We start from the raw sequence: 13392 nt of genomic DNA, 5'->3' as shown, positions 1-13392 counted from the left end.
GGTCAGCGTTCGCGCGGGCTCAGCCTCAGACGGCTCAGCGAGCGTGGGCTCAGTTTAGGCGCGCGTGCGGTCGTCGCGCGGACGAGCTCCGCGATGCGTCTCTGGTACGACTCCGGGCTGTGCCGTTCCTCGGCCGCCCGCACATCGCCGTCCAGCAGGGCGGAGGCGTCGGCCCAGTGCTCGAGCGTCACCTGGAGGGCGTCCGCGATGGACTCCGCGTCGCCCGGGCGCACGGTGACGGCCGTGCGGTACCCGTCAGTGGCCTCCAGCAGGCCGCTGGTCGCGCTGGCGATCACCGGGCGGCCGCTCAGGATGCCCTCCACCGCCGTGTTGCCGAACGGCTCGTCGGCGACCGACGGCACCAGCACGACGTCGCCGGCGCTCAGGTAGTCCCACACCGACGGCTGGAAGCCGAGGAACGAGACCCGGGATCGCAACCGCTTCTCGTCGACCTGGCGGCGGAGGTCGCGCTCGTACCACTCGTAGCCGGGGAACACCGCGCCGACCAGGTCGAGCCGGGCCGGCACGCCACGGCGCTCGAGCTCGGCGATCGCGTCGATCGCGACGTCGACGCCCTTGCGCGGCGAGAGCCGCCCGATGTAGGTGACCCGCAGGTCGCCGTCGATGGCGGCACGGGCGGGCTGCCGATGCTCGGGGCCGGGCACGGCGTTGTAGACGACGGTCGTGCGGCGGGCGACGGACGGGAAGGCGCTGCGGAGCACCTCCATGCTGAAGGCGCTGTTGGCGATCACCGTCTGCGCGAGCAGCAGTGGCGCCGCGAGCACCTTCTTGACGATCGGGGAGGCCGTGCCCTCGCCCTCGTGCACGTGCACGACGACGGGGATGCGGGCGAGCCGCGCCAGGCCGATCCAGAGCGGGATGGTCACGGTGTTCACGAACACCGCCGCCGGCCGCTCCCGGCGGAGCAGCGCCCCGCCGCGCCGCAGCCCGCGGAGGGTCGTGGCGGCGAAGCGCACGAACCCCCGCGGGCGGAGGACGCTCTTGCGGACGACCGGGGCGGGGCACAGCTCCACCCGGGCCCCCCGCCCCCGCAGCTCGGCGATCAGGGGGCCGTCGGCCGGGACGGTGACCAGCACGTCCCAGCCGTCGGAGAGGAGTCCGCTGACCGTCTCGAGGAGCACCCGGTCGGAGCCGTACAGCTCCGAACCGGGGTGCGCCACGAGGATGGCCGCGCGAGGCGACCGGGTCACGGTACCGGGACCACCGCGAAGTTGTCCCAGCGCGTGACCACCGGGGTGGTGGTCGCGCTGCCCGACAGGTACGAGCGGAGGCCGACCGTGCCGGCGACCTGGAGGGCCGCTGTCGAGTCGGTCGTGCTCAGCGTCCAGGCGGTCGGCTCGGTGCCGGTGGCCGACCAGACCTTCGCGCGGATGGTGGTCGGCGAGGTGCCGAACACCTGGACCCGCAGCTTCAGCTGGTCGGTGGCGTTGACCACGGTGAGACCCGTGATGTTCGCCGCCGAGAGCGTCGTCGAGCCCTGCAGCAGTTGCAGCTGCACCGCGCCTCCCGCCTTCACCCAGACGCGGGCCTCATAGTCGGCGCTGCCGACCATGCGGCCGATGCCCGAGTAGTAGAGGCCGCCGCCGCTCGCTGCCGAGTCACCGGAGAGGGTGACCGTCAGGTCGCTGCGTGTGGAGGTGACGGACGGCAGGGTCGCCGTCTTGGTCGTGCCGGCCGCGACGGTCTGCTGGCCCCACCCGTTGGCGGTGCTGAAGCTGGCCGCGCCGCCCGAGAGCGTCCACGCCCCGCCGGTGTCGGCGTTGCCCCAGCCGCTGGCCGTCGTCCGTTCGAACGCGTCCTGCGCGAGGGCGGTCGTGACGGTGACCGACTTGGTCGCCGTCGCGGTCGCGCCCTGGTTGTCCGTCACGGTCAGGGTGACCGTGTAGGTGCCGGACGTCGCGTAGGTGTGGTTCGCCGTGGCTCCGGTCGCCGTTCCTCCGTCACCGAAGTTCCAGGCGTAGGAGGCGATGGTGCCGTCGGGGTCGGACGATGCCGAGCCGTTGACCGCGACTCCGAGACCCGTCGGGGTCGCCGTGAACGAGGCGACCGGCGGCTGGTTCGGCGGCAGGGTCGTGGTGACCTGGTGCTGGACCTGGTTGGTCGCGCCCGCGTTGTCCGTCACGGTGAGCGTCACGGTGAACGTTCCCGCCGTGGCGTACGTGTGGCTCGCCGTCGCTCCCGTTCCCGTCGCTCCGTCTCCGAAGTCCCAGGCGTAGGAGGCCACGGTGCCGTCCGGGTCGGACGACGTCGAGCCGTCGAACGTCGCGGCCAGGTTGGTCGCGTTCGAGGTGAACGCGGCCACCGGGGGCTGATTCGCCACCACCGTGATCGGGTTGGTCACGCTGGTCTGGGCGCCCTTGTCATCCGTCACCGTGAGCGTGACCTGGTAGGTGCCGGCCGCAGCGTAGGTGTGGGTGGCAGTGGAACCGGTGCCGTTCGAGCCGTCCCCGAAGTCCCAGGCCCACGAGGCGACCGTTCCGTCGGGATCGGACGACGTGGTTCCGTCGAACGAGGCCGCGAGATACGTCGCACCCGAGGTGAATGCGGCCACCGGGGGCTGGTTCGGCGGCGGTGCGACCACGCTCACGCCCTGGCTGGTCGTGTTGGTCGCGCCCTGGTTGTCGGTCACCGTGAGGGTGACGTTGTAGCTGCCGCCCTGCAGATAGGTGTGGCTGGCCGTCGGGCCGGTCGCGAGCGATCCGTCACCGAAGTCCCACGCGTAGGAGGCGATCGTGCCGTCGGGGTCGGAGGAGCCCGATCCGTCGACGTTGACCGTCAGCTGCGCCGTGGACTGCGTGAACGAGGCCACCGGGGTCTGGTTCGGCAGCGTGCCGCTGGTCGCCAGGCTGTAGTGGTTGATCACGTCCTGGGCCGAGAGCACCGACGGGTAGACCGCGGCCTCGTCCAGCGTCCCTCTGAAGTAGGGTCCGGTGGAGCCCCAGGTGTTGTCGCCGCCGATCCTCCAGTAGCCCGTGTAGGACTGAGCCTGGGTCTGCGGGTTCGTGCCGACCAGCTGGCCGTCGACGAACAGCTGCATGCCGTTCGGGCCTTGGGTCGCCACCACCTGGTGCCACTGGTTGTTGTTCAGCGGGTTCGGCGAGGTGATGGTGTTCGCCTGGCCGGTCCAGGTGCCGAACACGATGCGTCCGTCGTCCTGCATGTAGACGTGCCGGTCGTAGTTGCCCGACAGGCCGGTCTGGGCGTCGCCGAACCCGATGAGCTTGCCGCCCCTCGTGGTGGTCGTCTTGAACCAGACCTCCTCGGAGTAGACACTCGGGTTGGTGACCGGGGTGTTGCTCACCACGATGCCGCCGGACGAGCCGGACAGGTTGGTGTTGAACAGCCACGCCTTGTCGGTCGTGCCCGGGAGCACGCCCTGCTGGTTCTTGGTCGTGGACGTCCCGGAGGCCGTTCCGGTGGTGCTGTACGCGTCGGAGCCGGTCACCGTGGTGCCGGACGTCTGCTCGAGCCGCCAGTAGATGTCGGGCGAGTCGTTGTAGACCGCCTGGCCGTAAGCGTCGGACGGAGCCGGGTTCAGCGGGGACGGCCGACCGGACGCGATGTACTGGTTCGTCACCGTCGTCTTGTCGAGCACCGTCGGATACATCGACACCTGGCCGATGTCGCCGGCGAAGTAGTTGCTCGACGGCTGGTTCGGCCAGCCGCCCAGGTTGTCTCCGCCGATGCGCCAGTAGCCCATGTAACTCTGACCGCTGGTGACGTCGGTGCGGGCCCCGGCCGGCTTGCCGTCGAGGTAGAGCCGCATACCGTTCGCGCCGAGGGACGCGACGACCTGGTGCCAGTTGCCGTCGTTGTAGCCCGGGGCGGTGTTCAGGGTGGCGACGCCTCCCGGGTACACGCCGAAGTAGATACGGCCGGAGTTGTCCATGTAGACGTGCCGGTCGTAGCTGCCGGAGAGCCCGGTGTTGGCCGCACCGAATCCGAGGATCTTGCCTCCCGAGGTCGACGTGGTACGGAACCAGGCCGAGACCGTGAAGGTGTCGGGGCCCTGGATCGCCGTCGGTGTGACCGCGAGGCTGGTCGATCCGTTGAACGTGGTCGCGTTGACTCCGGCCACCGGTCCCGCCGCGCCCTGCGTGGTCGCGGTCTCCTGCAGGTCGGTGAACCCGACGTGGTCGAAGGCGACGGTTCCGCTGGACTCGTCGAGCGGCCAGTACGACGAGGCGCCCGCCTGCGTCACCGAGTCGGAGTACGCGCCTCCGCTGTTGGTGGCCGCGACCGTCACCGCGTTCGTATCACGCGAGGTCATGTTGCCGACCGGGTCGTACACCTTCACGTGGTAGATCGGATGGCTTCCCGGTGTGAGCCCGGAGTCCACGAACCCGATCATCGGCCGCGTGTAGAAGTTCGACCGTACGGTGGTCTGGTAGATCGGCGTGGTGCCGGCGTCGCGGTAGACCTTGTAGGTCAGGTAGCCGTTGTCCCGGTCGTACGTGGCCGCGAAGCTGACGCGCACCTGGCCGGCGTTGAACGACGCCGCCGTCGGGGTGAGCGGGATGCCCTGCGGGGCGACCTTGTTGGGCGCATACGCCGTCAGCGCGAACCGGGCGAGGCCCTGCGTCGCGACGCCGTTCACCGACGGGAACTCGCCGCCGTAGACGACGTACTTGCTGTTGCCGTTGACGCTCCAGGTCGCCTGGCCCTGGCCGGTGAAGGTGCCGGTCGTCCAGTCGGGGAACCAGTCCAGCAGCGACGGGGAGGGGTTGCCCGCCCAGTTGAAGTAGCCGTACGGGTCGTTCGTGATCGTACCGGTCGCCGCCTTGCTGAACGCGAGGGAGTGGTGGAACGTCCACGTCGGGCTGGTCTGCGGGAAGCCGCCGATGTTGCCGCAATAGTGGATGTGCCCTGCGATGTACAGCGCGTTGTCTGCCTGCGGGAACACGGAGTACGTGTCGCCGTGGCAGTCCTCGATCCAGTTGATCGCGCCGGTGTTCGGGTCGGCCGAGAAGCTGCCCTCGAGGTTGCCTCCGGAGCCGAACACGTAGCCGGAGCCGTACACGCGGTCGTTGGTCGTCGCCAGCGAGTAGATGCTCGCCTGCGACCCGGCGTCGCGCACCGTCTGGTTGGCTGCGAACGGCAGGATCGCCGCGGTGTTCGCGTCGACCGCGACGAGACCGTAGTTGGCGAGGCCTCCCACGTTCTGGAACCGGCCGCCGGCGATCACCTTGGAGCCGTCCTTGGTGAGTGCGGTGGCATACACCGAGTCGTCGGCGTCCGCCTGCCAGTTGAGCGTCGAGCCGTCGGTCGAGCTCACCGCGGCGAGGTACTTGCGGGCCACGCCGTTGACGGTCGTGAAGTCACCGCCAACGTAGGCCGCGGTGTTCGACGCCGTGACCGCGCGTCCCGTCGTCGACAGGATCGGTTTGAACGTGCTGACGATCGTGTTGGTGGCGGTGGAGAACGCGGCGAGGCGGTAGTAGCCCTTGCCGTCGATGGAGGTGAAGTCGCCCGCCACGTAGATGCGGGTGCCGTCCGGCGACGCCGCTATGGAGAGCGCCTGCGCGTTCAGGTTCGGTGCGAACGGAAGCAGGGTGCCCGTCGTGATGTCGTACGCCAGCAGGTTGTTGCGCGGCGTCTCGTTGGTCCCCGCGGGCGAGCCGGCCGGCCGCGCCGACGTGAACTTGCCTGCGACGTAGACCGTGTTGCCGACGACCACCTGCGACCAGACGACTCCGTTGATCTGCGGGGTGGGCAGCACGTCGGCGGTGACGGTCGGCGGAGTCGAGGGGTTCGTGGGATCGGGGGGATTGCTGTCGGCCGCGGCGGGCTGCGCGATGGCGAGCCCTCCGAAGATGAGGCCGACGGCCGTCAGGATCGCGGTCAGTATGCCCAACGAGCGAGCGCGTGGGACTTTCTCTGTACTCATGACAACCTCGGTGTCTGTTCGGTCGGGAAGGTGCTCGGGATTGCGGTGCGAATACCGGGGGCGCACTTAGTACGCCCCCACGGGATGTGTCAGCACCTTGACGGTGCGCCACATGATGACGAGGTCGCCGGTGAGCGACCAGTTCTCCACGTAGTAGAGATCCAGGCGGACGCTCTCCTGCCAGGAGAGGTCCGATCGTCCGTTGACCTGCCACATCCCGGTGAGTCCCGGCTTGATGTAGAGGCGTCTGTGCACGTGGTTCTCGTAGCCGTCGACCTCCGCGGGGAGGGGCGGCCGGGGTCCGACGAGACTCATCTCGCCGAGGAAGACGTTGAGGATCTGCGGCAGCTCGTCGAGCGAGTACTTGCGCAGCACTCGGCCGACGCGCGTCACCCGCGGGTCGTCGTGGAGCTTGAAGAGGAGGCCGTTGCCCTCGTTCTTGTCCTGGAGCTCGGCGAGCCGCGCCTCCGCGTCGACGCACATCGACCGGAACTTCAGCATCCGGAACCGCTCCCCTCCGCGGCCCACGCGCTCCTGCGAGAAGATGACCGGCCCGCCGTCGTCGAGCTTGATGGCGATGGTGACGGCAAGGAACACCGGAGCAAGGAACAGCAGGGCGAAGCTGGACGCGAAGAAGTCGAACGCGCGCTTGAGCACGTGCTTGCCGCCCTCGAACTGCGGGATCTCCACGTGGATGAGCGGGAGGCCCTCGACCGGGCGGAAGTGGATGCGCGGGCCGGCGATGTCGGTGAGGGGCGCCGCGAGCACGAGCTCGGTCGCGGTGCCTTCGAGTTTCCAGGCCAGCCTGCGGACGAAGTCGCCCCCGCTGAGCGCCCGGCCGGCGACGATCACAGTGTCGGCGCCGAGCCGGGCGGCCGCCTCCGCGACCCCCGACAGGTCCGAGACGACGGGCACCTCCCGCTCCGGGGAGGCGATGCGGCGGCTCAGCTCCGCATCCTTCTTGGCGCCTTTCCGCTTCCCCGTGTCGAGAGCGGCACCCACGACGTTGTAGGCCGCTCCCGACTTCTGGTGGATCTGGCGCACCACGGTGTCCACGTCGTCGTACCGGCCGACGACGAGGGCCCGCGAGAGATAGTGGTCGAACGAGCGCTGCCTGATCAGCCAGTGCCGCCACAGCCAGCGCGAGAACAGCACGCCGCCCATCCCGAGCGGGAGGGCGAGCACGAAGTAGCCGCGGGCGATGTCGACCTTGCCGACGAGGAAGAAGATGGCGAGCAGGCCGAAGGTGATGGCCGTCGCGGCGACGACCCTCCGGTACTCGACGACGCCGACTCCGACGACCCGGGCGTCACGGGTGTGATAGGCCGCGAGGGTGAACATCCAGGTCACGGCGATCAGCAGCGAGACGGTGAGGTAGTCGACGCGGAGGCCGTCGCCGGTGGTGGTCTGGGTGTCATCGAAGCCGAAGCGCACGAAGATCGCGCCGATGGTGCTCACCAGGATGATGAGCGTGTCGGTCGCGATCAGACGGAAGCGGTAGTGGCGGGCCCAGCTGCGCTCGGAGGTGAGCGGGCGCGCGTGCGCGTGGCCGAGGGTGGCGAGGCGGGGGCGCAGGACGGTCATCGCAGCGCCTCCGTCCTCGCGCGCCGCGTGGAAGAGCCGACGGCGGCTTGGGGGAAACCGTGGTCTCGAACGGATTCACCGCCGCCGGCTCCGTTCCGCGAGGGACGACCGGTGCCCGCCACGCGCCGGGCACCCCGGATGGGGTCGAGTGCGTGAGGCGCTCGGTGCGATCGTGTCGGGTTCACGGGTCGTCCCTGGGGTTCGGGTTGGTGCGTTCTCGGGTTGGTGTGCTCCGGTGCGGTCGCTTCGAGCGGGGTTCGGGTCGTTCTCCCGCTATAAAGTGATTGTTCCTCACCAATTCACAAAGGTGAGAATACATCGTTTTCTCAGGTCGGCGCTCCCCGCATTTGGGGGGTGTGCGCGAACGAGCAGCGTCTCCCGTGGCCGTCGGAGGTCAGGCCTAAGCTGGCGGCATGTGCGGACGCTTCGCGTTGGACAAAGAGACCGACGACATGATCCAGGAGTTCGTGGCCGAGGGCGGCGACTTCCGCGACTGGCGGCCGAGCTGGAACATCGCGCCGACCGACCCCATCCCGGTGTTCCTGGAGAGCAAGAGGGGAGAGGAGCCGAGTGTGCGCCGGCTCGAGCTCGCGCGCTGGTCGCTCGTCCCGTCGTGGTCGAAGGAGCTCAAGACCAAGGTGCCCACGTTCAACGCGCGTGCGGAGACCGCGGCCGAGAAGCCGATGTTCAAAGCCTCCGTGGCCTCCCGGCGCGCGATCATTCCGGCTCGCGGCTACTACGAGTGGCAGACCGACCCCGAGACCAAGAAGAAGACGCCGTACTTCATCCACTCGGCCGACGGCGAGCTGCTCGGCTTCGCCGGCCTGTACGCCTGGTGGGCCGACCCGGCGCTCTCGCGCGACGACCCCGAGCGCTGGCACCTCACGGCGACCATCCTCACGTCGGACGCCGTGCAGACCCTGTCCGACATCCACGACCGCAACCCGGTGCCGCTGCCGCGCGAGCTGTGGGACCACTGGATCGACCCGACGGTGGTCGGCGACCAGGCGCTCGTCGACGAGGCCGTGCGCGCCGCGCTGCCGGTGGCGGATGCGCTCGTGTTCGACCGGGTCGGCCCGGTCGTCGGCGACGGGCCCGAGCTGATCACGCCGGTCTGAGTAGCCCGGCGAGGCGGTCGCTCACGCTGAGCGGTCTCCGCTGGCCGCCTCCGTGATGCGCAGGAACACGATGATCCAGCTGAAGATGAGCACGGCCGCCACGAGCTCGACCGCCGTCAGGTTGTAGTAACCCACCGCGAAGAACAGCGCCACCAGCACGATGACGGCGATGAACACCCAGCCGAGCACGTAGAACGCTCGCGGGAGGTGCGGCATCATCCAGCGGATGCCGATGGCGAGGATGCAGAAGACGACGGCCATCCCGGTCGCGGCGGTGTTGTGCAGCAGGAAGAAGCGGTCGACGGGGAACAGCCCGACGCACGCGAGCATCGCGCCCACGATGATGAGCCCGGTGCGCACCTGCAGCTCGCCGCGGGTCGGGCGGCGCTCGAGGCTGCCGCTGTCGGTGGCGTACCGGGCGATGGCCGTCACGATGACGCCTCCCACGATCACCGTGATGTTGAATGTCGCGGCCGACCAGTCGTCGCTGATGCCCAGCACGCTGAGGTTCTGCTTCCACCAGTGCGGGTTGGAGGCGGTGAGCATGCTGGTCAGGGCTCCCACGACCAGGAAGATCGCGACCACGGCCGACAGCAGCAGCGGGTTCATGTTCGCGGCCGACAGGAACACGTAGTACCCGGTGACGGCCGCCGCCGTGCCCACCAGAAGGGTGGCCGGGAGGGCGAACACCTGCGCGTCCTGGAAGCTGCGCGAGAGCACGTCGCTCAGCACCGTCCAGAGCAGGAGGACGACCACGGCGTGCGCGACCGAGATCGCGAGCGAGTCGAACACCTCGACCGCTGCCCCGAGCCGCGAGCGGTGCTCCTTCGGGCGGCTGAACCAGGGGATGCTCCAGGTCGTCACGCGCCCGCCGCCATAGGAGGCGAGGGCCACGATGCAGCACGCGATCGCCGCGAACTGGCCGACCGAGCCGGCGCCGGCGATCGAGAGGTCGTGACCGGCGAAGACGATGAACGCCACCACCCCGACGGCGACGAACGCGAGCGCCCCCATGCCGAGCGCGAGCGACTCGACGGACGCGGCCTGCAGGCGGCGCGAGATCCGCTCGGCGCCCCGGTGTTCGCCGACCCCGTCCTCCGACACCGCCGTGTTCATGCTCCGAGCTTAGGCGGCGCGGGCGTCAGCGGGTGAGCTCGATCAGCATCGTCCGGTGGGTCGGGATGCTGCGCCCGGTCTCCTCGAAGCCGAGAGCCTGCAGTTCTGCCAGCCCGTAGTGGTCGAGGCTGCCGTCCACGTCGTTCTCGACCAGCCAGACCCGCTGGACGCTGTCGAAACGGCCGAGTTCCGCGGCCTTCGGAATCGAGTAGACGCGGTCAGCCCAGCCGATGTTGCGATCGTAGGGCGTGCGCAGGGTGGGGTCGCTGACCGCGGTGAAGCCGGCCGGGTAGGTGTGCATCGCGAGCCGAGGGCGCTGCGACGGCTTGGTGGACTCGTCGAAGACCACCGCGTCGCCGGGCGCCGCGGCGGTGCCCATCGCCGCACTGATCTCGGCCCAGTCCGAGTTGTTCTTGGAGTACGGGCCGCGCTGCGACAGGTACACGGGGGTGCAGACGGCGACGAAGGCGAGCAGGCCGGCCCCGGTCACGGCGATGGCGGGAACGCCGGCGCGGCGCGACACCAGGCGGCCGAGCACCAGCAGCCCCTCGGCGACGAGAAGCGCGGCCGCGGGGGCGGCGAACGTGGAGTACCGCGCTGCGTACATCGGGAAGGCCAGGTTGATCAGCAGCAGGGTCCCGGTCGGCAGGATCAGCCAGCATGCGCCGACCAGCGTGGCCGAGATCGGCAGCGGAGCCCGCGCCGCCGCAGCCTGTTTCGGCGCCGCCTCCCGCCCGGACCGGCCCCAGCGCGCGGAGGCCGCCGCGCCGACCGCGAGCGCGATGCACGCCCAGGCCGCGAGCGCGACCCAGCCGTTGCCGAACCACGGCATCCACAGCAGGGTCGACGGGTCGAGCGTCTGGTTGCCCAGGTAGCCGATCTGGCTGCGCTCGAGGTAAGCCAGCAGCACGAGTGGGGTGAGAGCGAGGAGGGCGCATCCGGTCGCCACGGCCCAGGCGCGCAGGGCAGGGCGCGAGGCCCGCGAGAGCAGCAGGATGGCGAGGTGGGCGACCGCGATCGAGGCCGTGTAGAGAAAGAGGTACGAGGTGAGCGCGAGCCCGGCGGCGTAGACGGTCCAGCAGCTGCGGCGCACGGAGGCCGGAGCCGATCGTCCACCGCCGTCGACCAGCCAGAGCAGCAGCACCGTCAGCCAGGCGGCGGCGGCCGCGGTGAAGGCGAACGAGCGCGCCTCCTCGCCGGCGTAGGTCATCCGGGGGAGGACGCACGCCACGATGCCGGCGACGAGGGCGGCCTTCGGGCCTCCCCGGCGGCCCGCGAGCAGGGTGACCGCCGCGACCGCGAAGCCGATCGCGACGGCGCTCGGGAACCGCAGCGCGAACGGGCTCTCACCCGCCAGCCGGATCCAGCCGTGCATGCCGAGGTAGTAGAGGCCGTGCACGGCGTCGACGTGGAAGAGCATCGGCAGGAGCGTGGTGACGGGGCGCCGGGCGGACATCAGCGTCGTGGCCTCGTCGCCCCAGAGCGAGGGGATCCAGCTGCCGGCGGCGCACACGACCGTCGCGACCAGGCCGAAGGTGATCGCGAGCGTCCACGGCCGGACCGCCCTCAGCGGCTCGGTGCCGACCTGGCGATCGCTTCCGGTCAGCGTGCTCACTGCCATCGAAGTCGCATCCCCCGATCTCGCTTCGCATACCCGAACGGCGTCCAGCCAATCAGACGACTCCGATGAGTCCCTGAGGAAGTACTGCGGAAGCACACAATCTACGGATATTTCACCCGCCGGTAGGCCGCGATTCACCGCATCGTCGATTGCTCGGACCCCGGGAGGCCGGCCTGAAGCCCTGCCGCCCGGGATCCGCCCCACACACATCGGGAAGACGCCGTGTCCGTGATCCACGCGACGTCGCATCCGACGTGATGGCACCACGGTACGTTCGCCCGCGAACCCCGGGGAGGGGATTTACGAGCGATTCGAGAGGTGGTAACCGCTGGTCAGAGTTCGCCGCGACGGGCGCCGGCCCAGAGGTCGACGCCGGCGTCGACGGCGAACCCGTCGATCGCCGCCAGCTCCTCGGCCGAGAACTCGAGGTCGTCGAGCGCCCCGATGTTCTGCTCCAGCTGGGCGACGCTGCTGGCGCCCATCACCAGCGACGTGACACGCGGATCGCGCAACGCCCACGCGAGCGCGAGCTGCGCCAGCGTCTGCCCGCGAGCCGAGGCGATCGCGTCGAGCCCGCGCAGGCGCTCGACCGCCTCGTCGGTCAGCCACCCGGCGTCGAACGATGTCCCTGCGGCGGCACGCGAGCCCTCCGGGACGCCGTTCAGGTATTTGCCGGTCAGCATGCCCTGCGCCAGCGCGGTGAACCCGATGACGCCCACGCCGAGCTCGCCCGTCGCCTCCAGCAGTCCCTCGGTCTCGATCCACCGGTTGAGCATCGAGTACGAGGGCTGGTGGATGAGGAGCGGGGTGCCCAGCTCGCGCAGGATCTGCGCGGCCCGGCGGGTCTCGTCCGCACCGTACGACGAGATTCCCACGTAGAGCGCCTTGCCGCTGCGCACGGCGGTGTCGAGCGCCTGCATCGTCTCCTCCAGCGGGGTGCTGGGGTCGGGCCGGTGCGAATAGAAGATGTCGACGTAGTCGAGTCCGAGCCGGGCGAGCGACTGGTCGAGGCTGGCGAGCAGGTACTTGCGGCTGCCTCCACCCTGCCCGTACGGCCCGGGCCACATGTCCCAACCGGCCTTCGACGACACGATCAGCTCGTCGCGGAAGGGGCGCAGGTCCTCGCGGAGGATGCGGCCGAAGTTGATCTCGGCCGCGCCGTAGGGGGGCCCGTAGTTGTTGGCGAGATCGAAGTGGGTGACGCCGAGGTCGAAGGCGCGGCGGACGATGGCGCGCTGGGTCTCGAGGGGGCGGTCGTCGCCGAAGTTGTGCCAGAGGCCGAGCGACAGCGCGGGGAGGTCGAGACCGCTGCGGCCGGTGCGGCGATACGGCATCCGGTCGTAGCGGGAGGGGTTCGGTACGTAGGTCATGCCACCAGCCTCCCCGCTGCGCGGGCGTTCGTCCAACAGCGCTCGCCGATGCGATTGTGTCCCTGCACGGATGAATCGGTTGTCAAGGCCTGGCAGGGCTTTCTCAGCCGCGGACAGTCGGGGACATGCAGCAGACCAGCAGCAGCACCCGCCGCCCCGACTCCACCCTGGACGATCCCACCGGGCTCGACTCCACCCGGGTCGGCGACCAGCCCGCCTTGACGACCTCCCGGGGCCGAGAATGGCTGGTGCTCGGAGTTCTGCTCGCCGTCGTGGCGCTCGCCGTCCTCCTCCCGCTCAGCGGGATGCACGTGGGCGTCGCGCTGGCGGCCTCCGGGCTGGTGCTGCTGTGCCTCATCGCCATGGGAGTCGTGCGCGCGGCGGTCCCCTCCCGCCGCGCGCGCCTGATCGCGATGGCCGTGCTGTTCTGCGCGATGGCTCTCACCGCGCTCGCCGGAACGGTGATGGCCGCGGTCGAGGCCATTCGCTGAGCGGGTCGTGCCCGCTCAGCTGCGGGAGGCGCCCCGGCGCAACCAGCCCACGATCGCCGTGATGACGAAGAACACGATGCCGAGGATCGCGAGCCACAGCAGGCCCTTCACGGCGAACCCGAGGATCGCCAGGATGAGCCAGATCACGAGCAGGATGATGATGAGAGCTACCATGCCGCCAGGG

Annotated in this window: 9 protein-coding genes; 2 read left to right on the top strand and 7 right to left on the bottom strand. The window is 70.0% G+C overall.

Going from position 1 to position 13392, the window contains the following annotated elements:
• Window positions 1-2: 2 nt before the first annotated feature.
• The 3 genes from AC0HS0_RS16765 to AC0HS0_RS16755 all read right to left on the bottom strand — a co-directional run bounded on the left by AC0HS0_RS16765 (window position 3) and on the right by AC0HS0_RS16755 (window position 7492).
• Window positions 3-1211 carry a glycosyltransferase gene (locus AC0HS0_RS16765; RefSeq protein WP_472965274.1) on the bottom strand — a complete coding sequence of 403 codons (1209 nt, stop codon included), beginning with the start codon at window positions 1209-1211 and terminating at the stop codon, window positions 3-5.
• Window positions 1208-5908, bottom strand: a complete 4701-nt coding sequence (locus tag AC0HS0_RS16760; protein ID WP_472965273.1) for a PKD domain-containing protein — start codon at window positions 5906-5908, stop codon at window positions 1208-1210. The genes AC0HS0_RS16765 and AC0HS0_RS16760 overlap by 4 nt, the downstream gene beginning before the upstream one ends.
• A gap of 66 nt (window positions 5909-5974) precedes the next feature.
• Window positions 5975-7492, bottom strand: a complete 1518-nt coding sequence (locus AC0HS0_RS16755; protein ID WP_472965272.1) for a sugar transferase — start codon at window positions 7490-7492, stop codon at window positions 5975-5977.
• A gap of 413 nt (window positions 7493-7905) precedes the next feature.
• On the opposite strand from AC0HS0_RS16755, the gene AC0HS0_RS16750 reads away from it, so the two are divergent.
• Window positions 7906-8610 (top strand): SOS response-associated peptidase, encoded by a 705-nt coding sequence (locus tag AC0HS0_RS16750; protein ID WP_472965271.1) that lies wholly within the window; start codon window positions 7906-7908, stop codon window positions 8608-8610.
• 21 nt (window positions 8611-8631) lie between these two features.
• Here AC0HS0_RS16750 and AC0HS0_RS16745 read toward each other — a convergent pair whose 3' ends face one another.
• The 3 genes from AC0HS0_RS16745 to mgrA form a co-directional block, all read right to left on the bottom strand.
• Window positions 8632-9726 carry a hypothetical protein gene (locus tag AC0HS0_RS16745; protein WP_472965270.1) on the bottom strand — a complete coding sequence of 365 codons (1095 nt, stop codon included), beginning with the start codon at window positions 9724-9726 and terminating at the stop codon, window positions 8632-8634.
• Between the two features lie 25 nt (window positions 9727-9751).
• Window positions 9752-11347, bottom strand: a complete 1596-nt coding sequence (locus tag AC0HS0_RS16740) for a hypothetical protein (RefSeq protein WP_472965269.1) — start codon at window positions 11345-11347, stop codon at window positions 9752-9754.
• A gap of 332 nt (window positions 11348-11679) precedes the next feature.
• Window positions 11680-12717: an L-glyceraldehyde 3-phosphate reductase gene (mgrA, locus tag AC0HS0_RS16735; protein ID WP_472965268.1), complete on the bottom strand. Its 1038-nt coding sequence runs from the start codon at window positions 12715-12717 to the stop codon at window positions 11680-11682.
• Window positions 12718-12842: 125 nt separating this feature from the next.
• On the opposite strand from mgrA, the gene AC0HS0_RS16730 reads away from it, so the two are divergent.
• Complete coding sequence (locus AC0HS0_RS16730; RefSeq protein ID WP_472965267.1) at window positions 12843-13208, top strand: hypothetical protein; 366 nt, start codon at window positions 12843-12845, stop codon at window positions 13206-13208.
• A gap of 15 nt (window positions 13209-13223) precedes the next feature.
• Here the strand turns inward: AC0HS0_RS16730 and AC0HS0_RS16725 are convergent, their stop codons facing one another.
• On the bottom strand, window positions 13224-13382 hold the full coding sequence (locus tag AC0HS0_RS16725) for a hypothetical protein (protein WP_295122218.1): 159 nt from the start codon (window positions 13380-13382) through the stop codon (window positions 13224-13226).
• Window positions 13383-13392: the final 10 nt, after the last annotated feature.

This window comes from Leifsonia sp. PARNA 1/14 (assembly GCF_055720965.1).
The sequence above is the reverse complement of the archived record's forward strand: the minus strand, read 5'-3'. Positions and strand labels throughout refer to the sequence as shown.